This is a genomic window from Actinomadura fulvescens (genome assembly GCF_039533225.1).
Taxonomy (GTDB): Bacteria; Actinomycetota; Actinomycetes; order Streptosporangiales; family Streptosporangiaceae; genus Spirillospora; species Spirillospora fulvescens.
In genome coordinates this window covers 992,216-1,017,772 of record NZ_BAAATD010000002.1, presented here as the reverse complement: position 1 = coordinate 1,017,772, position 25,557 = coordinate 992,216, and the positions used below count along the sequence as shown (strand labels likewise).

Below are 25,557 nucleotides of genomic sequence, written 5' to 3'. Positions count from 1 at the left end.
CCGCGCTCCCCGCGCTCCCGCGCCCCGCGGGCTTCCCGGTATAAATGAGGTCGCCAGCCAGGAGGTGCCCATGATGCCGGAGTTCTCAGTGGTCATGCGCGGCTACGACAGGCGGCAGGTCGACGAGCTCGCCGCCCGCGTCGAGGGCACGCTGGGCCGCGCGCCGCTCACCGGTGCGCCGATCACACTGAAGGAGTTCGGCTGGATCGAGTTCGACATCGTGGTCCGCGGCTACGACCGGTTCGAGGTCGACGGCCTGATGCGCACCTACCGGCGCGAGCTGGCGGCCTTCGAGGGCGTCGAGCTGCCCGCCGACCTCGACGAACGCGACCCGGGGCTCGGGCTCATCCTCGGGTCCGCCGACGAGGACTCCGCCGGTGTCCCCGGCGGCCCCGGCGGCCCCGGCGGCCCCGCGGTCAGCGAGATCCACGGCTCGCACTCGTTCCCCGTCCGGTTCCGCGGCTACGACCGGGCCCAGGTCAACGAGCTGATCGCCCGCATCTGGGGCACGCTCGGCCGCGCCCCGCTGAACGGCCTTCCGGTGACCCGCGATGAGCTCAACAACCCGCGGCTGGACGTCGTCCTGCTCGGCTACGACCGTCCCGCGGTCGAGGAGACCCTGGGCCGGTATCTTCGCGAGCTTCTCGAACGTCGCTGACTCCCCGCGCGTATATGGGTGTAGATCGCCCGTTTTCTGGGCAACGCTCGCCCTGAGGAGGCACATCGTGCACGAGAGTCCGAGCGGCCGGGGGGCCGGTACCGCGGGCGGTTGCCTGGTCGTCGCGGCCCTGGTGGTCGCGGCCGCGGTCGCGCTGGTCTCGGTCCTGCTCGGCCGCCCGCTCCCGGGCGTCCAGGAGGGCGGCACGGTGGCCGCGCCCCAGAACACGGCCGAGGAGCCCCGCGGCAGGAAGCCGAGCGGCCGCAAGCCCGGCGTCGTCAACATCTTCACCGAGCAGGGCCTGCGCGGCTCGGGCGCGGCCGGCACCGGCATCGTCATCGACCCGTCCGGCCTGGTGCTCACCAACAACCACGTCATCCAGGGCGCCACCGAGATCAGGGGCACCAACATCGACAACCGCCGCACCTACCGGGCGCGGGTGCTCGGCTACCAGAAGTCCGGCGACATCGCCCTGATCAGGCTGACCGGCGCCGCCGGCCTCAAGCCCGCCGTGCTCGACACCGGCGGCGACGTCCGCCGGGGCGACGTGGTCACCGCCGTCGGCAACGCGGGCGGCAAGGGCGGCACCCCCGAGGTGGTCACCGGCACGGTCACCGCGACCGACCGGCAGATCACCGCGACCGACCAGTCCGACGGCAGTACCGAGCGGCTGAGCGGCCTCATCGAGACCAACGCGCCGATCAAGCCCGGCGACTCCGGCGGCCCGCTGCTCGACACCAGGGGTCGCGTCATCGGCATGAACACGGCCGCCTCCGCCGGCTACAGCATGAAGCAGGAGGGCAGTCCCCGGGGCTACGCCATCACCGCCCGCAGGGCGCTCGCCATCGTCCGGCAGATCCAGCGCGGCGACACCTCCGACGGCGTGCACATCGGCCGCACGGCCCTGCTCGGCGTCCAGGTCCGCACGCCGACCACCCGTTCGGGAGGCCGGGGCGACGGCGCGCTCATCAGCGACCTGATCCCGGGCACGCCCGCCGAGCAGGCCGGGCTGCGCCCCGGCGCGACGATCGTCGGCGTGGACGAGGACACCGTCGACTCCCCCGGCACGCTCACCGACCTCCTGCTCAGGCACCATCCCGGCGACACCGTTCAGGTCATCTGGACGGACCGCGCGGGCAGCCGCTTCAGCACCCCCGTCACCCTCGCGGAGGGGCCGCCGCAGTGAACGCGTGGCTCACCGTTCGGCCCACTCGACGGGGAGAGTCGCCAGCCCCCGGCCGACCATGCTTCGGCGGTAGGCGGGCTCGGCGTCCGGGGCGAGGCGCAGGGAGGGGACGCGGGTGGTCAGCTGCTGGAAGGCGATCTCCATCTTGAGGCGGCTCAGCGCGGCCCCGACGCAGTGGTGGACGCCGTAGCCGAAGACCAGGTGGTCCCGGGCGTTGGGACGCCGGATGTCGAAGCGTTCGGGCTCGGGGAACACCGTCTCGTCGTGCGCCGCCGAGTCGGCGTGCAGCAACACCTGGACGCCCGCCGGGATGGTCGTGCCATGCAGGCCGACCGGGACCGTGGTGGTGCGGAAGCTGCCGAGGCTGGCGCCGTCGATGCGGAAGCTCTCCTCGATCATGCCCGGGATGAGCGCGGGGTCGGCGACGATCTCCTCCCAGACGTCGCGTTCGCGCATGAGGCGGTAGACGGCGTTGGACAGGCCGTTCGGCACGGTGTCGTTGCCGCCGAGCAGCAGCGCGCTGATCGTCTCGACGACCTCGCGGTGCGAGAGGCCCTCCGGGCCGGTGTCGATCAGCTCGGCCATGAGCGAGGCGAAGTCGGCGCGCGGCTCGGCCCGGCGCTCGGTGACCAGGCGGTCCACGTAGTCGAGGTACTTGAGGAAGTCCTGGGCGAGCTCGTGCTGCCGGTACTCGGGCTGGGGCGACAGGAAGAGCTGGAACCAGGAGTGGACCCAGTGCTTGACCTGCTCCTCGTGCTGCGGCGGCACCCCGATGAAGACCGCCGCCAGGCGGGCGGAGGGCAGGTGCGCGATCTCGGCCGCGAAGTCGGCCCGGCCGCGCGGGATCGCCTGGTCCAGGACGGCGTCCACCTTGGTCCGGAAGTCGTCGCCGAGGCGCGAGACCGCCCGGGGCGTGAAGGCCCGCGAGATGGCGCGGCGCATGCGCGTGTGCTTGGGCGGATCCACGTTGGCCGCGAAGTCGTCCAGGAACGAGCGGTGCTCGCCGAGCGTCTCCTTCACCTCGTCGGTGAGCGTCCGCGAGATCGTCAGCGACCCGACGCTGGAGAACGCCGTGTGGTCGCGGTAGGCGGCCCGGACGTCGTCGTAGCGGGTCAGCACCCACATCTGGAGGTGCTCGCTCCAGAAGACGGGCTTCTCGTGGCGGAGGTGGCGCAGGAACGGATAGGGATCGGCCACGTGCCAGCCGGCGGTGACGTCGAAGTCCGCGGGGATCACGGGCGGCCTCCGGTGAGGATGGCACGGGGATTGTCGACCAGCATCCGGGTGATCTGCTCCTCGGTGACGCCGGCGGCGCGCAGCGCGGGCAGCACGTCGCGGGAGATGTGCAGCAGGTGGTAGTTCGGATGGCGTTCCCTGACCACCTCGGGCTCGAACCGGTCGTTGAAGCAGTACGAGTCGTGCGACAGGACCATCCGGGAGGCGTGGCCGCGCTCGCACATCGCGACGACCGTGGCGACGCGGTCCTCGAACGAGGTGAACTCGATGCCGAACCGGTCCATCCCGAGGTACGACCCGTTCGCCACGAGCTCCTCCAGGTAGGCCAGGTCGGTGGAGTCGCCCGCGTGCCCGATCACGACGCGGGAGAGGTCCACGCCCTCTTCGGCGAGGAGCTTCTGCTGGTCGAGCCCGTTGCGGGTCGCCGACTCGCTGTGCGTCGTGATCGGCACGCCGGTCTCGCGGTGGGCCCGGGCGACCGCGCGGATGACCCGCTCGACCCCCGGCCTGATCCCCTGGCGGCCGGTGGCGCACTTGAGCATGCCCGCCCTGACCCCCGTACGGCCGATGCCCTCGGTGATGTCGCGCACGAAGAACTCGGCCAGCCGGTCCGGTCCGCCGAACAGCGTGCCCGGCCCGCGGTTGCCGAAGTACGGCGGCAGCGCGTCGTAGGTGTACAGGCCGGTCGCCGCGACGATGTTGAGGTCGGTGAGCTCGGCGACCCGCTGGACGGCGGGGACGTAGCGGCCGAGGCCGATCACCGTCAGGTCGACGACGGTGTCGATTCCGGCGGCCTTCAGCTCGTTCAGCTTGCCCGCCGCCTCCTGGGCGCGCTTCTCCAGGTCCCAGCCCTCGGGGAGGTCCGGCCAGTTCCAGATGATCTCGGGACTCAACCCGAAGATGTGCTCGTGCATGAGCGTCGCGCCGGGCTCCGCCACCGGGCCGCGCAGGGTCTCGACGCTCATGGGGGCGGCACCACCGGGAACATGGGGTGCTCGAAGGGCCGGTTGACCTCCAGGCCGAGGCCGTCGGTCTGCCCGTACGCGGCGCCGGTGTAGAGGGCGGTGGCGTCGAAGTAGGTCGCGGTGAACGACAGCCGGGGCGTGTCGCGACGGTTGGCGGGAGCGCCGTGGACGACCAGCGAGCTGTGCACGGTCGCGTCGCCCGCCGCCAGGTCGAACGGCTCGGAGAGCTCCAGCGTCTCCAGCCACGGGTGCTGGGTGAGCGCGTCGTCGTCCTCCCGGACGAAGCTGCGCCCGAGCGGCCCGTACAGGTGCGAGCCGTTGTAGAAGCGCAGCGCGCCCATGTCGGCGGGGACGTCGGCCAGGGCCAGCCAGACGGTGAGCATCGCCGACCTGTCCATGGGCATCCACGGGAAGTCCTGGTGGAAGACGGTCGCGCCGTGCCCGTCGCCGTCGGCGGGCTCTTTGGTCAGAAGGTTGGTCACCTGGAGCCGGACCGCGTCCACGCCGACCAGCAGCCGGGTGACGTTATGGGCCAGCTGGGGCGAGAGCGCGAGCGCGGCGAACGCCTCGTCGTGCCGCGCGATGTCACGATCCTGGCCGAACGCCTGATCGACAAAGCTGTTCCTGAACGTCTCACGTCGCTCAGCGAGCCGTTCGAGCGCCCGTTCTCGCAGGTCCGCGACGAACTCCGGGGCCACCAGGCCGGGCAGCCGCGCCCAGCCGTTCGCGCGGAAGCCGGCGATCTCCGGTTCCGTCACCTCGCGTACCGGAGCCCGCGGTACGGAAAGACCCATCGGCGCCGCCCTTCGCTGCCTGCCGAGACCGTCCCTTCCCCGCGACGGTAGCGCCGCCTATCGTGTCGAGCAAGCGCTTGGTAAATGGAGGTGTGATGTTCCGCTTCGCCGCGGTGATCCGGATGGCCGGGTCGGGCCGGGCCTGGGCGGAGAAGGCCCGTCGCCTGGAGGACTCCGGATTCGGCGCGCTCCTCGTCCCCGACCATCTCGTCGGCCCGCGCTTCGCGCCCGTCGCGGCGATGACGGCGGCGGCGTGCGCGACGTCCCGGCTCACGGTCGGCACGCTCGTCTTCGCCAACGACTTCCGCCATCCCGCCGTGCTCGCCAAGGAGGCGGCGACGGTCGACGTGCTCTCCGGCGGGCGGCTGGAGCTCGGCATCGGCACCGGCTGGATGGCCCACGACTACCATCGCGCGGGGCTGACCCTGGACCCGCCCGCGGTCCGCGTCGACCGGCTCACCGAGGCGATCGACGTTCTCAAGGGCCTGTGGCGCGGCGGGCCGTTCTCGTACGAGGGCCGGCACTACCGGATCGACGGCCTTGAGCAGGAGCCGGTCCCGGTCCAGCGTCCGGGGCCGCGGCTCATGCTGGGCGGCGGCGGGCCGCGCATGCTGCGGCTGGCGGCCCGCGAGGCCGACATCGTCAACCTGACCATGCGGGTACGGGCGGACGGCGCCGGGCCGGACACCGCCGACGGCGGGCCGGACGCGTTCCGCCGCAAGATCGAGATCATCCGCGCCGAGGCGGGCGACCGGGACGTCGAGCTCGGCACCTCGATTCTGAGTGTCGGCCGCGAGGCCGGCCCGGGCGCCCCGGCCGGCTGGAGCGCCGCCGCGCCCGGGGCGCAGGCCGGCACACCGCAGGTGCTGACGGGCGACACCGCGAAGATCTGCGACGACCTGCGCCGCTGGCGCGAGGAACTCGGGCTGACCTATTTCGTCCTGCACCACGAATCGGACCTGGCGGCGTTCACACCGGCGGTCTCGGCACTCGCCGGGAGCTGAGGGCACGGCGCACCGCCCTAAGCGTGCACCGGGAGCTCGTCCAGGCCGTGGAAGGTGGTGGAGTCGCGCCACCGCGGCTCACCGGCCACACGCAGGTCAGGAAAACGGCCGAACAGACGTGGCAGCGTCTCGGCCGCCTCCATCCGGGCGAGCCCGGCACCCAGGCAGAAGTGGTGACCCGCACCGAAGGCCAGGTGAGGCAGCGGCTCGCGCGTGAGGTCGAGGCGTGCCGGATCGGGGAACCGGCGAGGGTCCCGGTTGATCTCCCTGAGGTCCAGGATGAGCTGGCTCCCGGCCTCGATCCGCCGTCCGCCGAGCTCGTGATCGGCCACCGCGAACCGCGCGGCCAGCTTGACCGGGCCTTCGAGCCGCAACAACTCCTCGACGGCGCGGGCCGGGTCGCCGTGGAGGGCCGGGACCTGCTCGGGCCGCGACAGCAGCGCGAGCGTACCGGTGCCGATGAGATTGGCGGTGGTCTCGTGCCCGCCCGCGAGCAGCAGTACGCACATTCCGACCATCTCCTCGGCGGTCATCCCGGCGGCGGCGAGGCCGCTGATGAAATCGTCGCCGGGAGCCCGCATCCGTTCGGTCACCAGCGGCAGCAGGAACATGGTGACCTCCTGCGCCGCGGCCACGCTGCGTTCGAGGTCGTGCACGCCGGCGTCGAACTCCAGCATGCGCACCAGCCCGGGGGTCTCGGCGCGGAACACCTCGGCGCCCTCCACGCCCACGTCCAGCATCTCGGCGATGACCGCCAGCGGGATCAGATAGGCGACCTCCTCCATCAGGTCGGTCTCGGGGCCGTCGGCGAAGAGCCCGTCCAGCACCGCGTCGACCACCGCGACGACCCGGGGGCGCAGCCGGTCCAGGGCGCGGGGGGTGAACGCGGGCGCGACCAGGCGCCGCAGCCGGGTGTGGTCGGGCGGGTCCAAGAAGAGCAGGACGCTGGGCGGCAGCGCCTTCAGAACCTGCGGGGCGTGCGGGTTGCGGGCGGGGTCGCTGCTCCAGCCGGACCCGCGCAGGACCTCGGACGCCTCATCGAAGCCGGTGACGACATAGGCGTGCCTGTCGTCATCCCACCGAACCGGCTCGGTCAACGTGCTGGTGGTCGCCATGTTCCCTCCAGAAGGCCTGGTCCAGTTCTCCGTACGGTGTCGCGGGCGGCTCGCCGCGGTCCCATTCGCGGCAGATGGCATTCCACGGGCCGGTCCCGCCCAGCTCCCCCAGCACGGCCGTCATACCGAGGTCGATCCGGGTGAGCAGCAGGTAGTCGGGCCCGATCGACAACCGCCGCACCACCGCGCTCTGCGGTCCGAAGGGGGAGAACATGCTCTGCACGACCTCGGCCGCGTCCTCGCGGTTGTAGGTGTACGGCTGCGGGGCGACGATCGGCTTCAGTGATGACCTGAAGTAGCCCAGCACCTCCTCCGGCGCGGGCAGATCGGGGTTGGCCGCGTCGATGAACCCGGCGTCGGCCATCGCCGCGAACACCCGGTCGCCGTCGCCGTCCGCCGTGGCTTGGACGAGGTCGGCGATCCCGGTGATCTGGCGGCGGCTGAAGCGCTTGACGCAGCCGAAGTCGAGGAAGGTGACGGTCCCGTCGGGGTTGAAGAGGTAGTTGCCCGGATGCGGGTCGGCGTTGAACAGGCTCATCCGCCGCAGGCTGCCGAGCGTGAACCGGTAGATCACTTCACTCCACCGGTCCTTCAGCTCCTGGTCGGCCTCCAGCGCCCGCGACCATCGCACGCCGTCCGCCAGATCCATGGTGAACACCCGGGACGTGGAGTACTCGGGCACGACCTCGGGGATCCGGATGAACGGATGGCCTCGGTAGGCGTCCGCGAACTCGGCCTGGTTGGCCGCCTCGGCCCGGTAGTCCAGCTCCTCGGAGATGCGTTCGGTGGCCTCGCGGGCGAGCATGCGCACGTTGATCCGGGTCATGTCGGCGGTCAGCGGGCGGGCCAGCTGGAAGAACGTGGCGAGCAGCTCGGTGTTGCTCAGGTCCGCCCTGATCGCCTCGGCGACACCCGGATACTGGATCTTCACTGCCACCCGGCGGCCGTCGTGCAGCCGCGCCGCGTGCACCTGCCCGATCGACGCCGCCGCCAGCGGCTCCGGCTCGAACTCGGCGAACACCTCCTCCGGCGGGCCGCCCAGCTCAGCGATCACGACTCCCCGCGCCACCTCGGGCGGCATGGGCGGCGCACTGTCCTGCAGCCGGGCCATCGCGGCCTGGTAGACGCTCTGGTACTCGCCGGCCACCGCGGGCGCGAACGACACGAACGAGAGCAACTGGCCGGCCTTCATCAGCACGCCCTTGGACCGGCCCAGCCTCTCGACGTAGCGCTCCGCCGCCCGCGCGTGCACGTCCGCCGTCGTGTCCGTGCCGGTCACCTTCCGGCGCAGCGAGGCCACCACCGCCTCACCGGCGGTCCGGCTCGCGGCGCCGAGCAGGGGTGCCGCGCGAACGACCCGGCCCCTGCGGATGTTGTCAGCCATAAGCGAGTCCCCACAAGTAGACACTGCCTTCGCCTCAGTGTTTACTTAGGAGCGTGACGACGTCAACCCCGACCCGAGAGCGGATCATCGATTCCGCCATGCGGCTGTTCGGCGAGAACGGCTATCGCGGCACGAGCGTGGCCCAGATCGAGAAGGCCGCCGGGCTCACTCCGGGCGCCGGTGGCCTCTACCACCATTTCCGCACCAAGGAGGCCGTGCTCTCGGCCGGGATCGAGCGGCACCTGGCCCGGCTCGACGCGCTGCGCGACATCCGCCGCGTGCTCACGGGCCTCGGTGACCTGCGCGCCGAGCTCACCCTCACCGCCCGCTACGTGCTCGCCGAGCTCGACGGCGAGGAGGAGCTGCTGCGGATCATGGCCTCCGAGGCGCGCAACCTGCCCGAGATCGTCGAGGTCGCGATCGAGCAGCTGGTGAGCACCACCTACACCGAGTTCGCCGCCTGGCTGCGCGAACGCGCCGGCCTGCCGGACGACCGCGCCACCGCCGTGGCGACCGTGGGCCTCGGCTCGCTGCTGTCGTCCCGCATCCTGCGCAGCGTGCTGAAGGTGACCGCCGTCGGCGTCGACGACGACACGTTCGTGGCGACCTGGGTGGAGATGATGCACGCCCTGCTGGGCGACCGGGGGTAAAGTGACCCGGTCCTGAGAGAGGCCCCGTTGTCACTGTCGATCGTCACCCGGCTCCGCGCCGCCGGCTGCGTCTTCGCCGAAGACGAGGCCGAGCTCCTGATCTCCACGGCCCGCACCCCCGCCGAGCTGACCGCCATGGTGGAACGCCGCGCCGCCGGCCTCCCCCTTGAGCACGTGCTCGGCTGGGCGGAGTTCCACGGCCTGCGCGTCGCCGTCGACCCGGGCGTCTTCGTCCCGCGCCGCCGGACCGAGTTCCTCGTCGACCAGGCGATCGCCCTGACCGCTCCCCCGGCCACCGTGGCCGACCTCTGCTGCGGCTCCGGCGCCCTGGGCGCCGCGATCGCCGCCGCGCGGGGCGGCATCGACCTGCACGCCGCCGACATCGATCCCGCCGCGGTGCGCTGCGCCCGCCGCAACATCACCAACGGCCAGGTGTACGAGGGCGACCTCTTCGATCCCCTCCCCGCCCGCCTCCGGGGCCGCGTCGACACCCTCGTGGCCAACACGCCCTACGTGCCGACGGGCGAGGTGCCGCTGCTGCCCTCCGAGGCCCGCGACCACGAGAGGACGGTCGCCCTCGACGGCGGCCCGGACGGCCTCGACGTCCTGCGCCGCGTCGCCGCCGAGGCCCCCCGGTGGCTGGCCCCCGGCGGCCACCTCCTGATCGAGACCAGCGAACGCCAGATCCCGGCGGCGGTCGAGGCGTTCACCCGGGCGGGCCTGCTCACCCGCACGGCTCACTCCGAGGACCTGTACGCCACCGTCGTCATCGGTCAGCACGCCGCGTAGTTCCGCGCACCGCGCAGTTCCGCGCACCCGCGCAGGTCCGGCGGGGTCGTAGCACCGGGGCGGACATGCGACAGTGGAACCCTATGAGCCGCAAAGCGCCCGTCGAGGACCCCGGCGACGAGGGCCTGGAGATCTCACCGCCCAAGGACAGCGCCGCCGGGCTTCCCGGGGTCACGCACGCGCTGCGCCAGTCGTTCGACCAGATGGGGGCCAGGCGCACCGCGCTGACCCTGGCGCGGGTCAACCAGAAGCAGGGGTTCGACTGCCCCGGCTGCGCGTGGCCCGAGGGCGGCAAGCGGCACCTCGCGGAGTTCTGCGAGAACGGCGCGAAGGCGGTCGCGGAGGAGGCCACGACGCGGCGCGTCACCCGCGAGTTCTTCGCCCGCCACACCGTGGCGGAGCTGGCGGAGCGGTCCGACCACTGGCTGGGGCAGCAGGGCCGGCTGACCGAGCCGATGATCAAGCGGAGCGGCGCCGAGCACTACGAGCCCGTGTCGTGGGACGAGGCGTTCGCCCTGCTCGCGGCCGAGCTGAACGGGCTGGACTCGCCGGACGAGGCGCTGTTCTACACCTCGGGCCGGACCAGCAACGAGGCCGCCTTCGCCTACCAGCTCTTCGCCCGCGCGTTCGGGACCAACAACCTTCCCGACTGCAGCAACATGTGCCACGAGTCGTCCGGCTCCGCGCTCAAGGAGACGATCGGCATCGGCAAGGGCTCGGTGCTGCTGGAGGACCTCCACCAGACCGACCTGATCTTCGTCGTGGGGCAGAACCCGGGCACCAACCACCCCCGCATGCTGTCGGCGCTGGAGGAGGCCAAGCGGTCCGGGGCCCGGATCATCGCGGTCAACCCACTGCCCGAGGCCGGGCTGACGAGGTTCAAGAACCCGCAGCGCCCGTCCGGCCTCGTGGGTCGCGGCACCCGCCTCGCCGACCGGTTCCTGCAGATCCGGCTGAACGGCGACCTCGCGCTGTTCCAGGCCCTGAACCGGCTGCTCCTCGAATCGGACGCGCCCGGTGCCGTCGACCGGGAGTTCCTCGCCGCCCACACCGCGGGGTTCGAGGCGTTCGAACGCCACGTACGGGCCCTGGACTGGGACGACGTGCTGGAGGCCACCGGGCTGAGCCGGGCCGAGATCGCCGCGACGTTCGGGGACGTGCTGGCCGCCGACCGGATCGTGGTGTGCTGGGCGATGGGCCTGACCCAGCATCGCAACTCGGTGCCGACCATCCGCGAGGTGGTCAACTTCCTGCTGCTGCGCGGCAACATCGGGCGGCCGGGGGCGGGCGTGTGCCCGGTGCGCGGGCACTCCAACGTGCAGGGCGACCGGACGATGGGCATCGTCGAGCGGCCGCCGGCCGCGTTCCTCGACGCGCTGGCCAAGGAGTTCGGCTTCGAGCCGCCGCGCGAGCACGGCTTCGACACGGTCGACGCGATCCGCGCGATGCGCGACGGCCGGGCCAAGGTGTTCCTCGGGATGGGCGGCAACTTCGTACGCGCCACCCCCGACTCGGCGGTCACCGAGGCCGCGATGCGTTCGTGCCGCCTGACCGCGCAGGTGTCGACCAAGCTCAACCGTTCGCACGCCGTGACCGGGGAGCAGGCGCTGATCCTGCCGACGCTCGGCCGGACCGAACGCGACGTCCAGGCGTCCGGGGAGCAGTTCGTCTCCGTCGAGGACTCGATGGGCATGGTCCACGCCTCGCGCGGCCGTCTCGCCCCGGCGTCGGCCCGGCTCAGGTCCGAGGTCGCCATCGTGTGCGGGCTGGCGCGCGCGACGCTGCCCGCCTCGGGCATCGACTGGGCGGCGATGGAACGCGACTACGACGTGATCCGCGACCACGTCTCCCGGGTCGTGCCGGGCTTCGCGGACTTCAACGAGCGGATCCGCGAGCCGGACGGCTTCGTCCTGCCGCACGGCCCGCGCGACACGCGCAGCTTCGCCACCGGCACCGGCAAGGCCAACCTGACGGTCAACGCCCTCGGCGTGCTGCGCGTGCCGGAGGGGCGGCTGCTGCTGCAGACGGTGCGCAGCCACGACCAGTACAACACGACGATCTACGGCCTGGACGACCGCTATCGCGGCGTCAAGGCGGGCCGGCGCGTGGTGTTCGTGCACGAGGACGACCTGGCCGCGCTCGGCCTCGCCGACGGCGCCATGGTCGACCTGGTCTCGGAGTGGTCCGACGCGGTCGAACGCCGCGCACCCGGCTTCCGGGCCGTGGCCTACCCGACGGCGCGCGGCTGCGCCGCCGCCTACTTTCCCGAGACCAACGTCCTCGTACCGCTGGACAGCACCGCCGAAATCAGCAACACCCCGACGTCCAAGTCCATCGTCATCCGGCTCGAACCGGCCTAGGCTCGGCACATGAGCCTCCCCGAGCGATCTTCTGGCCCGCCGGAGCTGCGGGCGTCGGACGCCGATCGCGACCAGGTCGCGCAGGTGCTGCGCGAAGCCGCGGGCGACGGACGGCTGAGTCTGGACGAGCTGGACGAGCGGCTCACCGCGGTCTACGCCGCCAAGACCTACGCCGAGCTGGAGCCGATCACGAGCGATCTGCCGGTCAGCGGCGCCGTGCCGCGTCCGTCCGGGCCGCCGGTCTTCGGCGCGCCGATCGTGGACGCGCCCTCCTGGCGGCGGGGCTTCGCGTTCTGCAGCGAGTTCAAGCGCCAGGGCGTGTGGAACGTCCCGGCGAAGTTCGCCGGGTTCGCGTTCTGGGGCGGCGGCAAGATCGACCTGCGTGAGGCCCGGTTCGTTCCCGGCCAGGAGGTCCGCATCCGGGCGATCGCCATCATGGGCGGGATCGACGTCATCGCGCCGGACGACCTCACCGTGCACGTCAAGGGCGTCGGGATCATGGGCGGGTTCGACCACACGGCGAGCGGCCCGGGTGTGCCGGGCGCGCCGCGCGTGGTCGTCAGCGGGCTGGCGTTCTGGGGCGCGGTCAACGTCAAGCGCAAGGCCCGCCGCGAGGAGAAGCGCCGGCGCAAGGAGCTGACGGACTAGGCGGTGTCCCGTCAGGAACGTGGTGCCAGCTTGCTGCCGGGGTAGGGGCTGAGCAGGGTCTCCCGCCACGGCCCGTTCAGGAACTGGCGGGCGCGCTTGCGCCAGGAGATGAGCCGGTGGTCGGGCTCGACCTCGTCGTCCATGCCCAGCGCCGCGTCCCGGGCCCGTTGCAGGCCGAGGTGCGCGTCGATGCCGGTCCCCCAGAGGGTGACCACCTCGGTGTCGCAGAACTGGACCTCGTACGAGCCGATCAGCCGGTGCCCGTGGTCGGCCATCATCGGCGCGCGTTCCTCCTGGACGGCCTCCAGGTAGTCGAGGGCCGCGCCCGGCCGGACCTCGGCGCTCTCGAAGAGGTAGAGCGGCGCGGCGTAGCCCTCGGCGACCACGTCCGCCAGCAGGGGGCCACCGGGCGCCGTCCCGAGCGGGCGGGAGAACGCGGCGAACCGCAGGTCGTCGATGTCGGAGAGGAAGAGGTTCTCCTTGACGTCGTCGTAGATCTCCAGCATCTGCCGCCAGCCGCCGTCCCAGCCGCCGTGGCAGTCCCAGAGGGTCACCACCTTGAACTGCGGGTGCCCGGTGATGCCGACGGCGTAGAACGCGCCGACGAGGTCGATGTCCCGGGACCGGATCGACATGCCCTCGGTGAGCTCGTGCGCGCCCGCGGCGAGCCGGTCGTCCTCCCGCTTGTAGCCGGTCAGCCAGCGCAGGTAGTCCAGCGGGCGGCGGGAGTTCATCGGGTGGAACTCGACCTCTTCGAGCAGGTGGACACCGCGGCGCATGGACCCTCCAAACCGAGCATGTGCTTGCTCGGGACACTAGCGTGTACGGCGGCCGGCGACCACCCGGCGAGACGGCCCGGCCGGGCGCGTTCAGGCACAGGGCGGGGAGATCCGGAACGGACTCGGTGTGCTTGCCGGCCCGTGGCCGGCGGGGAGCCGTGGCGCCGCGGGCGGCCTCGTGCCCTCCGGCCGCTGGAACGTCCCGTACAGCTTGACCTCGCTGTGCTGGACGGCGGCGGTCTCGAACGCGACCCACCTCAGCACCGCCCGGTTGCCGAAGCGGTCGGTGACGCGCACGCGGTAGGGACCGTCACCCGGACGGGAGATCGCCCAGTGGTTGTCCAGCCCGCGCCACATGGTGCGCCACTTGCGTCCCGCCGCGCGCAGCTCGACGCGGCTGATCGGGTTGCCGTGGCCGAGGACGAGCAGGGCGAGCCAGCCGCGCGTGGAGCCCGGCTTGACCCGGACGGCCAGGCGGGGCACGGGGCGGGGGTCGTGGACCAGGCGGTAGCGGACCGGGACGACGCCCTCGCGCCCGCCGGCGATGCGGGCGAACGCGCGTTCACTGAGGTCGAGGCGTCCGGGCGGGCAGACGCGGCACCGGTCGACGACCTGGACGCGCACGGTGCCCTCCGGACCGGCGACCTCCAGGTACGAGCCGCACAGCGACGCCCGCCCGAACTCCGCGGCCGAGAGCGAGACGTAGCGTCCCCTGGGCGACAACGGGCCCATCGAACACAGCACTTCCGACCAGTCGGCGTGGTGGGCGGCGGTACCCCGGCGGACCCACGGCGGCGCGGGTTCCACCGTGACGTCGGCACGCGGCAGCGGGCCCGCGGCCGAGGCGCAGGCGGTCTCCTGCAGCTTGACCATGCCGGCGGTGAGCGCGAACAGCACGGCGACCGCCAGCGGCGCCCAGATCCAGCGGAAGCCAGGTCCACGCCCCGGTCTCGCGTGCATCGACATCCCCCGAGATGTTGACGAAGCCTTTGACTACTACAGGTAATCAGATGAATACGGAGAGTGCTATCCCCCAACACCGTTTCGATGGGCGCGAGGGCTGCTGTTAGATTCCGAATCCGATTCGATCGAGGGAGACGGTGTTGAGTCCTTGGAACACGCCCGAGCGCGTGGCGCTCCGCACGCTGGTCCGCGAGTTCACCACGCGTGAGATCGTGCCCCACCTGCCGACGTGGGAGGACGCCGGGGAGCTCCCCCGCGAGCTGCACCGCAAGGCCGCCGCGGCCGGGCTCCTCGGGGCCGGATTCCCCGAGGAGGCGGGCGGCTCGGGCGGCGACGTCATCGACGCCCTCCTCGTGGCCGAGGAGATCATCCAGGCGGGCGGCTCCGGCGGCGTGGTGGCCTCGCTGTTCACCCACGGGATCGCGCTGCCGCACCTCATCGCCGCCGGGCTGGAGTCGGGCGACACGGCGCTGATCGACCGGTTCGCGCGGCCGGTGCTCGCCGGGGAGATGATCGGCGCCCTCGGCATCACCGAGCCGGACACCGGCTCCGATGTGGCGGGCATCCGCACCACCGCCGTCCGCGACGGGGACGTCTACGTCGTCAACGGCGCCAAGCTGTTCATCACTTCAGGGGTGCGGGCCGACTTCGTGACCACCGCCGTCCGCACCGGCGAGCCGGGATTCGGCGGGATCTCGCTGCTGGTCATCGAGAAGGGCGCGCCCGGCTTCGGGGTGTCGCGGTCGCTGCGCAAGATGGGCTGGCAGTGCTCCGACACCGCCGAGCTCTCGTTCACCGATGTGCGCGTGCCGGTGTCCAACCTCGTCGGCGCGGAGCACAGCGGCTTCCTGCAGATCGTGCAGAACTTCGTGAGCGAACGCCTGTCGCTGGCCGTCCAGGCGTACGCGACGGCGCAGCGGTGCCTGGACCTCACGATGGAGTGGATCCGTGCCCGCGAGACGTTCGGCCGCCCGCTGTCGTCCCGCCAGCTCGTCCGGCACAAGGTCGCCGAGATGGCGCGTCAGGTCGACGTCGCCCGGGCCTACACGCGCAACGTCGCCGAGCGGTACCTCGCGGGCGAGGACGTGCTCACCGAGACCGCGTACGCCAAGAACACGGCCGTCTACGCCGTCGAGCACGTCGTCCATGAGGCCGTCCAGCTCCACGGCGGCATGGGCTACATGCGCGAGTCGGAGGTCGAGCGCCACTACCGGGACGCGCGCATCCTCGGCATCGGCGGCGGCACCAACGAGATCATGAACGAGATCGTCGCCAAGCGGCTAGGCCTCTGACCGGCCGTTCCACCAGCCGTCCAGACGCTGGATCACCTGCGGCGCGAACGCGGAGGCCGCCATGGCCGCCGTCGCCGAGGTGAGCACCTGCGTCCAGGCGACCGGGCCCAGCGGGACACAGCCGAAGAAATGGCTGACGCCCGGCGTCTCGATCACCGCGGCGAGCACCAGCACCGAGGCGGCGCAGGTGGCGAGGACGGCCGGGCTGCGCCACCCGGTCTGCAGCGTCTGCGCCAGCTGGGTGATGACGAGCGCGGCGAGGCCCATCGTCCCGGCGCGCGTCCGGCGTCCGGTGAACCTGCCGGCCTGCCAGGCCAGGATGGCGCCTATGGCGGTGACGACGCCGCGTACCGCGATCGCCTCGTTCATCGGGTCGCCCAGCGGACCGCCGCGCGCCGGGCGCTCGCCGTAGCCGTGGCCGTTGGGCGGCGCGAGCGCCACCGCCAGCGCGGGCATCATGTCGGTGAGGGTGTTGACCAGCAGCAGCTGGCGCGTGGTGAGCGGGGCCCTGCCGCCGAACGCGGTGCCGTAGACGGTGAACGCGATCTCGCCCGCGTTCCCGCCGACGAGGATGGACACGGCGTTGCGCACGCTCTCCCAGAGCGCGCGGCCCTCCAGCAGCGCGGAGACGATGCCGGGCAGGTCGCCGCCCCGCAGGATCAGGTCGGCGGCCGACTGGGCCGCCCGGGAGTCGCCGGCGGTGAGGCCGATGCCGACGTCGGCGAGCCGGATCGCGGCGGCGTCGTTGGCGCCGTCGCCGGTCATCGCCACCGTGCGCCCGGCCCGCTGCAGCGCCTGGACGATCCGTACCTTGTGCTCGGGGCTGACGCGGGCGAAGACGGCGGTCTTCCCGATCCGCGCGGAGCGTTCACGCTCGCTGAGCCGGTCCAGCTCGGCACCGGTCAGCACGTTGCCGGGATCGGGGATGCCGAGGTCGGCGGCCACCGCCTGGGCGGTGTCCGGGTGGTCACCGGTGATCATCGCGACCCGGATGCCCGCCTCGGTGAGCGTGCTGATCGCGTCGGCAGCGTCCGCGCGCGGGGTGTCGGCGATGCCGAGGAAGCCGAGCAGCACCAGATCGAGGGTCTCGCCGAGCTTCTCGCTGTCCTGCAGCTCGTTCTCCGAGGGCCTGGCCTCCGCGACGGCGAGGACGCGCAGCCCGCGCGAGGCGAGCTTGCGTTCGACGGCACGCGCCTGATCCCGGCGCTCGCCGGTCAGGGAACGCACAGTGTTGCCGGATACGACCTGGGCGCAGCGCGGCAGGACCACCTCCGGGGCGCCCTTGACGGCGACGTACGGCTTGCGCTTGGCACGCCCGACAGCGGCGGAGTAGCCCCGGCTCGGTTCGAACGGGGTCTCGTGTAGGAGCTCCCAAGGAGAGTCCTTGCCCAGTCTGGCTTCGCCGGCTTCGAGGACGGCCCGGTCGGTGGCGTGCCGTACCTTGCCGTTCCCGGGCGGCGGGCAGGCGCGGACGGCGGCGGTGAGCATACGGCGCGCGAGCCGGTCGCCCGCCTCGTCCGCGGAGGTCGCGCCGCTGAGCCGGGTGACGCGGAGCCGTCCCTCGGTCAGCGTGCCGGTCTTGTCGAAGCAGAGCGTGTCGACGCGGCCCATCGTGCCGAGCGTGCGCGAGCTGCGCACCAGCACGTTGCGGCGCGTCAGGCGGCGTGCCGCGGCGAGCTGGGCGACGGTCGCCACGAGCGGCAGCCCCTCGGGCACGGCGGCGACCGCGACGGCCACGCCCGACTCGACCGCCTGCCGCACCGGCACGCCGCGCAGCAGCGACAGGGCGCTGACCAGGGCACCACTGATACCGGTGACGGGCAGCGCGACGCGGGTCAGCTCGTTCAGCTGCGCCTGGACGCCGGACGGCGCGGCGCCGCGCCCGGCGAGCGCGCCGGCACGGCCCGCCTGGGTGGCGGCGCCGGTGGCGACCACGACGGCGTACGCCCGGCCCGCGAGGACGGTGGTGTCCTCGAACACCATGCAGGAACGTTCGGCCAGATCCGCGCCGGGCACCGCCTCCAGCGTCTTGGTGACCGGCTGCGACTCGCCCGTGAGGGTGGCCTCGTCCACCTCCAGGTCCTCGACGGCGAGGAGACGGGCGTCGGCGGGCACGACGTCGGACGGCCCGATCGCGATGACGTCCCCGGGAAGCAGGTCGTCGGCCGGGATGTCGTCGTGCGGCGCCCATCCCTGCTGCCCGCGCAGCGGCGGCGCGGTGGCCTTGCCGTCGCCCGAGCCCGGCCGGACCCGGCGGGCGGGGGCGCGCTGGCCGAGGAGCAGGCCGCGCAGGACATGCTCCGCACGGGCCCGCTGCATGCCGCTGATCAGCGCGTTGCCCGTCATCACGCCGCCCACGAGGGCGGCGTCCACGCCCGAGCCGACGACGGCGGACGCGGCGGCGCCGAGCACCAGGATCGGCGTGAGCGGATCGCGCAGCTCGTGCCCGACGGCCTTCGTCACCTCGGTGACCGCCCGGACGGGCCGCGGTGGTCTTCGGGCGGTCCTGCGCGGAACGGCGTCGTCGCCGGGCCGCAGCCGCAGCGCGCGTTCGGCGGCCTGCTCGGGATCGAGCGCGTGCCACGGGACGTGCGGCAGCGGAGCGGGCGACGTCCGGCCCACCAGGCGCCGCGCCGAGACGACGCCGCCGAGCATCGCCATCACGGCGGCGCTGTGCACCGGCGCCAGGTCGAGCGGCGCGGTGGCGCGGCGGCCGGTCACCACCAGGAGCGTGCCGAGGGACGAGCCGCCCACGGCCAGGCGGACGGCCCGCCTGCTCGCCTGGTGAGCGCCGCCGATGGCGCAGAGCAGATGCCAGACCTGGTCGAGCCCGCCGGTGCAGATCAGGTCCGCGCCCCAGCAGGCGCGTTCGTCGGCACGCCGGACCCCCACGCCGACGTCGGCCGCGAGAGCGGCGTCATCGTCGGCGGCGGTCACCACGAGGACGCCGTGGCCGTCGCGCTGCAACGCGCGCACGTGCTCGCACAACGGGATCGACGCGTCGAGCACGTCGTCGGCCAGCGGCGCGAACTCGGCGGTCGAGGCGTGGCGGGTCAGCAGGATCCGGGCGCCGCTGTCGCGCACGGCGGACGGAAGCGCCTCGGCGAGCGGATCGAGCCCGCGGCCGACGAGCACCTCGCCCAGCACCGTCCCGTCCTCCTCGACGACGCGCAGCCTCGTGCCGCCCGGCGGAGCCTTCCCGTCCAGGCGTTCGAACCGCCGCCCGTCCGCGCCGGGCCGCCCCGTCAGCTCCGGATCGCCGCCGAGCAGCCGGGTCGCGGCCCGCCACACCTTCCGCGCGTCCGGCCCGTCCGCCTCAAGGATCTCCAGCGACTCCTGGCACAGCACCCGCGAGTCGATCACCACCGCGCTCACCCGGTCGAGCCGCCGGTAGGCGGAGCCGTCCAGGGCCACCACGCCTCTGCGGCTGAACTCCCGGTCGAGGGTCGCCGCGAACCCCGCCCTGCCCAGCCGGGCGGCGCGCGGCACCATCGCGAGCGCCACGTCGGCGGCGGTGGCGGTCCGCCGGGTCAGCCCGAGCACGCCGGCCGCCCCGGCGAGCGCCCCCATCGCGGCACGGTCGCCGCAGGTCTCGATCGGCCCGCCCGGAAGCGGGCACGGCCGTTCCTGCCGCTGCGGCGCCTCCACGGGCAGCCCGGCCGAGCACAGCTCCTCCTCGAACCGGCACCACGTCGCGCGGCGCGTGGTCAGCTCGGACAGCTGGATCACGCGGTTGACGGCGTCCACGGCCAGCGCGGCGGGCTCCTGCGTCAGGCCGTGCAGGGCGGCGTTGCCGGCGGCCAGCAGCAGGTCGGCGCCGTGCGGGCCGATCCGCGTCTCCAGCTGCTCGCGCATGCGCGGCTGGTTGTCCACCCAGGTGAACGCGAGGCGCGCCGCCCTGGGCATGCGCGGCAGCCGGACGAACTTGCCGGTCGTGGCCAGCGCGAACGCGGCGCAGTCGGAGGCCAGCGCGATCGCCTCGGCCGTGATCGGCGCCTGGTCGGCCGGATGGGCGTCCATGGGGAACGTCTCGTCGGGCAGGTCGTGCGCCTCCTCGACCGACTCGATCGCGCCGATGAGACTCTCGATCGTGACGCCGCCCTCGTCGAAGGCGCACAGGAGCTCGCCGGTCACCGCGTTCACCTCGGCCCACCGCACGCCCTTGAGGCGCTCGACGGCTGTGGTCAGCGCGCGGCGCAGCTCGTCGGTGTGCTGGGCCCGGCCGCGCAGCTCGATGTAGGCGCGGCCGTTGCGTGACCACACCCGCCGCCGGGTCCGGGGGCCGAGGAGATTGCCCAGGTCGGCGCGCACGGGAAGCTCCGCCAGGCTCGCGAGGCCGGGCAGCCCTGGGACGCGCGGCAGCTTGGAGGCTCCGGGCAGCTTGGAGACGTCGGGCAGCCCTGGGACGCGCGGCAGCGGCGGGCGCGGCACGGGAGGGCGGGGTACTCTGCGTGCCGCCGACCTGAGCAGTCCCATGTGCAGTGCCATCGGGCGAGCCACCTTCGAACGAATGGACGGGTGGTGACTCGGAGTACCCGTGAGGTCCGGCTCGACACCGACGCCCGGGCGATTTACCTAAAACTGCAGGCAAAGCCGCGTATGGCCCGTGGCTAGCGGCGGGCGGGGAGCAGCCCGTCGACGAGCGCGCGCAGGCCCGCGGTGTAGGTGTCGCGGGCGGAGATCTCCTCCCAGCGGCCGGCCAGTGACGAGAGCCTCGGCAGCTCCTCGGCGTCGAGGTCGGCGAACACCCGTTCCCGGAACGTCGGACGGTCGTCCTCGGCGCGGCGCCGCGCGGCGGCGGCGCGGACGATGAGCTCGCCCGCCGTGTAGTACCAGATGCTGCGATAGGCGTAGACGGCGTCCTCGATGGAGAGCCCGCAGGCCATGGCCGCGTCGATGACGGTCTCGTTGTACCAGAGGGCGGTGGGCGAGAAGAGGTCGTCGGCGGTGATGACCTGGACGACCCACGGCACCCGCGCCAGCGTGTCGTGCATCGCCTGCGCGGTGACGATGACGCGTTCGCGCGGGTCGGCGGGCAGCTCGGGCCGGAGCATGCCGCTCGCGATGTCGTCGAGCACGAGGAGCAGCAGCTCCTCCTTGTCGCGGACGTGGTGGTAGACCGCCATCGGCGTGCTGCCGAGGTCGTGGGCGAGCCGCCGCATCGTCAGCCTGTCCACGCCGTCGGTGTCGATGATCCGGCGCGCCGCCGCGATGATGTCCGGCCGCGAGATCTTCGGCGGCCGTCCGGTCCGTGTGCCCACCTGCCCATCTTGGCCCATCTCCGGTCCGTGCGCGGCCGGGGCTCGACAGACCGGCACCGCCGCGGCTACTTTTTATACATGTATAAAAAGTCTCGTCCGGGCCTGGTCCTGGCGGCGGTGGCCGTGGCGCAGTTCATGGTCGCCCTCGACATGGCGGTGGTGAACGTCGCGCTCCCCGCCATCCGCACCTCGCTCGGCTTCGATCCGGTCGACCTCTCGTGGGTCGTGCACATGTACGCGCTGACGTTCGGCGGCTTCCTGCTCCTCGGGGGCCGGGCAGGCGACCTGTACGGGCGGCGCCGGCTCTTCCTGGCCGGCCTCGTCGCGTTCGGCCTGTCCTCCCTGCTCGGCGGCCTGGCGCAGGCCCCCTGGCAGCTGATCGCCGCCCGCGCGCTGCAGGGGGTCGCGGCCGCCGCCGTCGCCCCGGCGGCACTGGCGATGCTGACCACGACGTTCACCGAGGGTCCGGCGCGCGTACGGGCGCTCGGCGTCTGGAGTGCCGTCAACGCGGCGGGCGGCGCGCTCGGCGTGCTGGCCGGCGGCCTGCTGACCGAGTACGCGGGCTGGCGCTGGGTGATGCTGATCAACGTTCCGATCGTGCTCGGCGCGCTGGCCCTCGGGGTCGCGGGCCTGCCCGCCGACGCGCCGCGATCGCAGGAACGGCTGGACGTGCTCGGCGCGGCCTTCGCGACGGCGGGCACCGGCCTGCTGGTGCTGGGCGTGGTCCGCACCGACCAGCACGGCTGGGGATCGGCGACCACCCTCGGCACGCTCGCGGTGGCCGCCCTGCTCCTGGCCGCGTTCGTGCTCGTCGAACGGCGGACGAAGGCGCCGCTCGTCCGGCTCGGCCTCTTCAGGAGCCGCTGGGTCAGCGGGGCGAACGTCTTCGTGTTCCTCGCCGCCGCCGGGCAGTTCGCCGCGTTCTACTTCGTGTCCCTCTACATGCAGCAGGTCCTCGGCATGAGCGCGGCGGCGACGGGCGCCGCGTTCCTGCCGTTCTCGCTGGGCGTCATCGTCGGAACGATCGCCGCCACCAGGCTCGGCGCGACCCGCTCACCGCGCGCCTCGCTGATCCCCGGCGCCCTGCTGGCGGCCGTGGGCATGGCCTGGTTCAGCCGCATCAGCCCGGACGGCGGCTTCCTCACCGACGTACTGGGCCCGTCCGCCGTCACCAGCGTCGGGCTGGGCCTGTGCCTCGCGCCGGTGGCGGCCGCCGCGACGACCGGGGTGGCGCCCGGCGAGGCGGGAACGGCCTCGGGCGTCCTCAACAGCGCCCGCCAGCTCGGCGGTGCGATCGGCCTGGCGTCCCTGGCCACCGTCGCCGCCCACGGAACGGGCCTGAACGACGGCTACGCGAACGCACTCGTCGTGGCCGCCGGCCTCTACGTGGTCGCGGCCATCGTGGCCGCGACCGTGCTCCCACGCACCGCGCACGTCCCGGCCGAGCCCGCCGCCGACCGCGTGCCCGCCGAGACGAGCTGAGGTGTCGAACGGGTCAGGCCTGGGCCACCGCGCCGGACGAGAGCAGCGCCTCGACATCGTCGAAGCCGAGGTCGGTGAGGATGTCGCGGCTGTTGACGCCGGGGAGGACGGGAAGCCCCTCGATCTCGGCGGACGTACGGGAGAAGCGGGGCGCCGGGGCGGGCTGGAGGTGGCCGCCCTCCTCCACGAAGACGTCCCGTGCGGTGTTGTAGGGGTGCTCGGCGGCCTCCTTGAGCGACAGGACGGGAGCCACGCAGGCGTCGCTGGGCAGGAAGACCTCGGCCCACTCGTCGCGCGTCCTGGCCTTGAACGCCGCCGCGAACCGCTCGCGCAGGCCGGGCCAGGCGTCACGGTCGTGCTGCCCGGGAAGGTCCTCGTCCTCCAGGCCGAGGAGGCGCACGAACTCGGCGTAGAACTGCGGCTCGATCGCGCCGACCGCCATGTGCCTTCCGTCGGCCGTCTCGTACACGTCGTACCAGGGCGCGCCGGTGTCGAGCATGTTCACGCCGCGCTCGTCCTGCCACATCCCGCCGGCGAGGAAGCCGTGGATGAACGTCGACAGGTGGGCCGTGCCGTCCACGATCGCGGCGTCCACCACCTGGCCGCGGCCGCTCGCCCTGCTCTCCAGCAGGGCGGCGAGGATGCCGACGACCAGGTACATGCTGCCGCCGGCGAAGTCGCCGAGGAGGTTCATCGGGACCTGCGGCGGGCCGCCCGCACGGCCGATGGCGTGCAGGGCACCGGTGATCGCGATGTAGCCGACGTCGTGACCGGCGCTCTGCGAGAGCGGCCCCTCCTGGCCCCAGCCGGTCATCCGGCCGTAGACGAGTTTCGGGTTACGGGCCAGGCACTCGTCAGGACCGAGGCCGAGCCGTTCGGTCACCCCGGGGCGGAAACCCTCCAGCAGCGCGTCGGCCCGCTCGACCAGCCGCAGCACGACCTCCCTGCCCTGCTCGTTCTTGAGGTCCACGGCGATCGAGCGCTTGCCCCGGTTGGTGAAGTCGGTGCTGGCGAATCCGCCGCCCCCGGCCTTCGACACGGCCGCGGCCCGGTCCACGCGGATCACCTCGGCCCCCAGATCGGCCAGCAGCATGGCGGCGAACGGGCCCGGCCCGATCCCGGCCAGCTCGATCACCCGCACTCCGGAGAGCGGACCCTTGCCCATGTGCGACCCCTTTCGGCCAAACCGCCTGAACCTCGTTCGGTGCACACCCAGTGTGCCCGATCGCGGTAAGTGCGCGCTGACCGGGTCCGGGCTCTCCGGAGCGGCGGCGGGGCGAGATCATCCTGGGCGGGCGGTCAGCGTGACGGGGGTCTGCGGCCGCTGCTTGGCCTCGGGGGCCGAGCCGACCAGGAGCCTCTTGGTGACCTTGGGCTTGACCAGCGATCCTTGGGCGTGCGGGACGAGGTCGCGCGCGGCGGCGGCCAGGTAGTACCAGCGGTCCGACGGGGACTTCCACCAGGTCCCGCTGACCGGCCGCCGCCCGTCGCACCAGCCGGTGGTGAGCGACTCCTTCTCCCTGACCAAGGTCGCCTGGGCGGTGTCACCACCGCGCGCGTAGGCCAGGCGGGTGCAGACCCACTGGGCGCGCCCGCCGCCGTGCGGCAGCGAGCCGGACCAGAAGTCCCAGGCCACCGCCTCGATCACCGGCCGCGCCGCCTGCGGCAGCAGGCAGCTGAGGCGATCCCACAACCGCACCGTCGCCGCTTTGAGCCGGACGGGCTTCGCAGGCGATGCCGTGGGCTTGACCGGCGAGGCGGATGGTTTGACCGGCGAGGCGGATGGTTTGACCGGCGAGGCGGATGGCTTGGCGGGTGAGGTGGCCGTGAGGGAGGTGGGCGAACGGTAGGTCAGGACGACCGGACGCATGCCGCCGAACTCGCCCACGGTCCGGGCCCCGTCGAGCCCGCTGACGTCGAACAGAGGTCCGCGCCGGCAACGTGTCCGGACGGTCACGGCGTCGGTCACGCCGTCCGTCACGGTCACCTTCCGGCCGGACGGCGTCACGGCGCCGGTGTCCCACGGGGCGAGCAGGTAACGGCCGCCGCCAAGGGCGATGGGGTTGGACGCGTCGGTTCCTCCGGCGGTGACCTCCAGGCGTTCCGGCGTTCCGGTGTAGCGGGCGAGCAGGTCGCGGTGGCGCAGCACGGCGGTGGGAACGCCGCCGACCCGCCCGGCGTACAGCAACTGGGCGTGACCGGCCAGGCGCGCCTTCCTGGACCAGGCGTTCAGGGCCCGCGCGGTGAAGGCCTTGTCGTTCACCAGGTCGCCCCGGGCGGGCCACACGTCCAGCGTGTGCGGGCGGCGCTTCCAGTCGCCCGGCGCGGCCGAGCCGAGGCGCAGGTTGCGGGCCTCGGCGGACGGGGTCCCGAGCAGCGAGCCCCCGCTCTCGGTCGCGATCAGCGTCCCGATCAGCGCCGTGGTCAGGGTCGCGGCGGCGATCGGAAGGACGGGCCGGCGGCCGAGGCGGACCGGGGTCGGCTCGAAGGGTTCGGGCCGCGCCGCGGGACGCTCGGTGGCGTCGGCGGCGTCGATCACCGGCCAGACGTCGCGCGTCCGCAGCGCCACGAGCTGGTCGCGCACCGCGTACCTCGGCAGGCCCTCGATGTGGCGCAGCACGTACGCGACGCGGGTCGCCGGGTCCATCCCGGCGAGCGCCTTGGTGAGCGCCGGGTCGGGCAGCTTGGCGGGCAGCGCGCGCAGCCACGGGCCGAGACCGATCCGCAGCCGCCAGGAAGGACGCATGGCCATGCGCAGCACCTTGGTCCGCTGCTTGGCGGCGGTGCGTGCGCGCACGCCCGGAAAGCCGCCGCCGAGGACGCCGTCCACGATCCGCTGCGCGATCGCGAGCCGGTAGAAGCGCTTTCCGTTTCCCGGAAGTACGAAATACGCCAACCGGACAAGGTCGCGATAATGCGCCTCCGCCTCGGTCCGCGCCATGGCCGCTTCCGGCATGAAAAACTCCCTTGTGACCTGCTGATCGATATCGA

Annotated in this window: 20 protein-coding genes; 9 read left to right on the top strand and 11 right to left on the bottom strand. The window is 73.1% G+C overall.

The features are described 5' to 3' along the window. Positions 1-70: 70 nt before the first annotated feature. Positions 71-658 (top strand): DivIVA domain-containing protein, encoded by a 588-nt coding sequence (locus tag ABD333_RS11425; protein ID WP_344540294.1) that lies wholly within the window; start codon positions 71-73, stop codon positions 656-658. 67 nt (positions 659-725) lie between these two features. Further along, entirely contained in the window at positions 726-1,844 is a 1,119-nt protein-coding gene (locus ABD333_RS11420; RefSeq protein WP_344540293.1) for a S1C family serine protease, read from the top strand. Positions 1,845-1,853: 9 nt separating this feature from the next. Here ABD333_RS11420 and ABD333_RS11415 read toward each other — a convergent pair whose 3' ends face one another. The 3 genes from ABD333_RS11415 to ABD333_RS11405 are packed head-to-tail and all read right to left on the bottom strand — an operon-like array spanning position 1,854 to position 4,803. Continuing rightward, complete coding sequence (locus ABD333_RS11415; protein WP_344540292.1) at positions 1,854-3,080, bottom strand: cytochrome P450; 1,227 nt, start codon at positions 3,078-3,080, stop codon at positions 1,854-1,856. Beyond that, positions 3,077-4,045: a phosphotriesterase family protein gene (locus ABD333_RS11410; RefSeq protein ID WP_344540291.1), complete on the bottom strand. Its 969-nt coding sequence runs from the start codon at positions 4,043-4,045 to the stop codon at positions 3,077-3,079. The genes ABD333_RS11415 and ABD333_RS11410 overlap by 4 nt, the downstream gene beginning before the upstream one ends. Further along, entirely contained in the window at positions 4,042-4,803 is a 762-nt protein-coding gene (locus ABD333_RS11405) for a phytanoyl-CoA dioxygenase family protein (protein WP_344540290.1), read from the bottom strand. Before ABD333_RS11405 ends, ABD333_RS11410 begins: the two co-directional genes overlap by 4 nt. Positions 4,804-4,934: 131 nt before the next feature. On the opposite strand from ABD333_RS11405, the gene ABD333_RS11400 reads away from it, so the two are divergent. Further along, positions 4,935-5,843 (top strand): TIGR03621 family F420-dependent LLM class oxidoreductase, encoded by a 909-nt coding sequence (locus tag ABD333_RS11400; protein WP_344540289.1) that lies wholly within the window; start codon positions 4,935-4,937, stop codon positions 5,841-5,843. Between the two features lie 17 nt (positions 5,844-5,860). Here ABD333_RS11400 and ABD333_RS11395 read toward each other — a convergent pair whose 3' ends face one another. Continuing rightward, entirely contained in the window at positions 5,861-6,958 is a 1,098-nt protein-coding gene (locus tag ABD333_RS11395; RefSeq protein WP_344540288.1) for a cytochrome P450, read from the bottom strand. Continuing rightward, entirely contained in the window at positions 6,915-8,342 is a 1,428-nt protein-coding gene (locus ABD333_RS11390) for an ABC1 kinase family protein (protein WP_344540287.1), read from the bottom strand. Before ABD333_RS11390 ends, ABD333_RS11395 begins: the two co-directional genes overlap by 44 nt. Positions 8,343-8,395: 53 nt before the next feature. Here ABD333_RS11390 and ABD333_RS11385 point away from each other — a divergent pair, with 53 nt between their 5' ends. From ABD333_RS11385 to ABD333_RS11370, 4 genes are all read left to right on the top strand, one after another. Beyond that, positions 8,396-8,992, top strand: a complete 597-nt coding sequence (locus tag ABD333_RS11385; protein WP_344540286.1) for a TetR/AcrR family transcriptional regulator — start codon at positions 8,396-8,398, stop codon at positions 8,990-8,992. A 33-nt stretch (positions 8,993-9,025) separates the two neighbouring features. Beyond that, the gene (locus ABD333_RS11380) at positions 9,026-9,781 is read left to right on the top strand and encodes a putative protein N(5)-glutamine methyltransferase (RefSeq protein ID WP_344540473.1); all 756 of its coding nucleotides are present in this window, start codon (positions 9,026-9,028) and stop codon (positions 9,779-9,781) included. A gap of 83 nt (positions 9,782-9,864) precedes the next feature. Beyond that, positions 9,865-12,141 carry an FdhF/YdeP family oxidoreductase gene (locus ABD333_RS11375; RefSeq protein WP_344540285.1) on the top strand — a complete coding sequence of 759 codons (2,277 nt, stop codon included), beginning with the start codon at positions 9,865-9,867 and terminating at the stop codon, positions 12,139-12,141. A 9-nt stretch (positions 12,142-12,150) separates the two neighbouring features. Continuing rightward, positions 12,151-12,789 carry a DUF1707 SHOCT-like domain-containing protein gene (locus tag ABD333_RS11370; protein ID WP_344540284.1) on the top strand — a complete coding sequence of 213 codons (639 nt, stop codon included), beginning with the start codon at positions 12,151-12,153 and terminating at the stop codon, positions 12,787-12,789. Between the two features lie 11 nt (positions 12,790-12,800). Here the strand turns inward: ABD333_RS11370 and ABD333_RS11365 are convergent, their stop codons facing one another. Beyond that, on the bottom strand, positions 12,801-13,568 hold the full coding sequence (locus ABD333_RS11365) for a hypothetical protein (protein WP_344540283.1): 768 nt from the start codon (positions 13,566-13,568) through the stop codon (positions 12,801-12,803). Between the two features lie 90 nt (positions 13,569-13,658). Next, entirely contained in the window at positions 13,659-14,528 is an 870-nt protein-coding gene (locus ABD333_RS11360; protein ID WP_344540282.1) for an expansin EXLX1 family cellulose-binding protein, read from the bottom strand. A 143-nt stretch (positions 14,529-14,671) separates the two neighbouring features. On the opposite strand from ABD333_RS11360, the gene ABD333_RS11355 reads away from it, so the two are divergent. Then, positions 14,672-15,823, top strand: a complete 1,152-nt coding sequence (locus ABD333_RS11355) for an acyl-CoA dehydrogenase family protein (protein ID WP_344540280.1) — start codon at positions 14,672-14,674, stop codon at positions 15,821-15,823. Here the strand turns inward: ABD333_RS11355 and ABD333_RS11350 are convergent. Both ABD333_RS11350 and ABD333_RS11345 read right to left on the bottom strand, forming a co-directional pair. Then, entirely contained in the window at positions 15,812-20,311 is a 4,500-nt protein-coding gene (locus ABD333_RS11350; RefSeq protein ID WP_344540278.1) for an HAD-IC family P-type ATPase, read from the bottom strand. The genes ABD333_RS11355 and ABD333_RS11350 overlap by 12 nt on opposite strands. A 122-nt stretch (positions 20,312-20,433) precedes the next feature. Next, positions 20,434-21,084: a TetR/AcrR family transcriptional regulator gene (locus ABD333_RS11345; protein ID WP_344540276.1), complete on the bottom strand. Its 651-nt coding sequence runs from the start codon at positions 21,082-21,084 to the stop codon at positions 20,434-20,436. A 78-nt stretch (positions 21,085-21,162) separates the two neighbouring features. Here ABD333_RS11345 and ABD333_RS11340 point away from each other — a divergent pair, with 78 nt between their 5' ends. Then, positions 21,163-22,566, top strand: coding sequence for an MFS transporter (locus ABD333_RS11340; protein WP_344540275.1), 1,404 nt, complete (start codon positions 21,163-21,165; stop codon positions 22,564-22,566). A 13-nt stretch (positions 22,567-22,579) separates the two neighbouring features. Here ABD333_RS11340 and ABD333_RS11335 read toward each other — a convergent pair whose 3' ends face one another. Both ABD333_RS11335 and ABD333_RS11330 read right to left on the bottom strand, forming a co-directional pair. Continuing rightward, complete coding sequence (locus ABD333_RS11335) at positions 22,580-23,731, bottom strand: CaiB/BaiF CoA transferase family protein (protein WP_344540274.1); 1,152 nt, start codon at positions 23,729-23,731, stop codon at positions 22,580-22,582. Between the two features lie 117 nt (positions 23,732-23,848). Continuing rightward, positions 23,849-25,522, bottom strand: coding sequence for a hypothetical protein (locus ABD333_RS11330; protein ID WP_344540273.1), 1,674 nt, complete (start codon positions 25,520-25,522; stop codon positions 23,849-23,851). Positions 25,523-25,557 lie beyond the last annotated feature (35 nt).

Coding starts and splice junctions, on each gene's coding strand:
- ABD333_RS11400 (WP_344540289.1), top strand. CDS start 4,935: ATGTTCCGCTTCGCCGCGGTGATCCGGATGGCCGGGTCGGGCCGGGCC.
- ABD333_RS11375 (WP_344540285.1), top strand. CDS start 9,865: ATGAGCCGCAAAGCGCCCGTCGAGGACCCCGGCGACGAGGGCCTGGAG.
- ABD333_RS11350 (WP_344540278.1), bottom strand. CDS start 20,311: ATGGCACTGCACATGGGACTGCTCAGGTCGGCGGCACGCAGAGTACCC.
- ABD333_RS11410 (WP_344540291.1), bottom strand. CDS start 4,045: ATGAGCGTCGAGACCCTGCGCGGCCCGGTGGCGGAGCCCGGCGCGACG.
- ABD333_RS11395 (WP_344540288.1), bottom strand. CDS start 6,958: ATGGCGACCACCAGCACGTTGACCGAGCCGGTTCGGTGGGATGACGAC.
- ABD333_RS11370 (WP_344540284.1), top strand. CDS start 12,151: ATGAGCCTCCCCGAGCGATCTTCTGGCCCGCCGGAGCTGCGGGCGTCG.
- ABD333_RS11365 (WP_344540283.1), bottom strand. CDS start 13,568: ATGCGCCGCGGTGTCCACCTGCTCGAAGAGGTCGAGTTCCACCCGATG.
- ABD333_RS11330 (WP_344540273.1), bottom strand. CDS start 25,522: ATGCCGGAAGCGGCCATGGCGCGGACCGAGGCGGAGGCGCATTATCGC.
- ABD333_RS11335 (WP_344540274.1), bottom strand. CDS start 23,731: ATGGGCAAGGGTCCGCTCTCCGGAGTGCGGGTGATCGAGCTGGCCGGG.
- ABD333_RS11425 (WP_344540294.1), top strand. CDS start 71: ATGATGCCGGAGTTCTCAGTGGTCATGCGCGGCTACGACAGGCGGCAG.
- ABD333_RS11360 (WP_344540282.1), bottom strand. CDS start 14,528: ATGCACGCGAGACCGGGGCGTGGACCTGGCTTCCGCTGGATCTGGGCG.
- ABD333_RS11340 (WP_344540275.1), top strand. CDS start 21,163: ATGTATAAAAAGTCTCGTCCGGGCCTGGTCCTGGCGGCGGTGGCCGTG.
- ABD333_RS11390 (WP_344540287.1), bottom strand. CDS start 8,342: ATGGCTGACAACATCCGCAGGGGCCGGGTCGTTCGCGCGGCACCCCTG.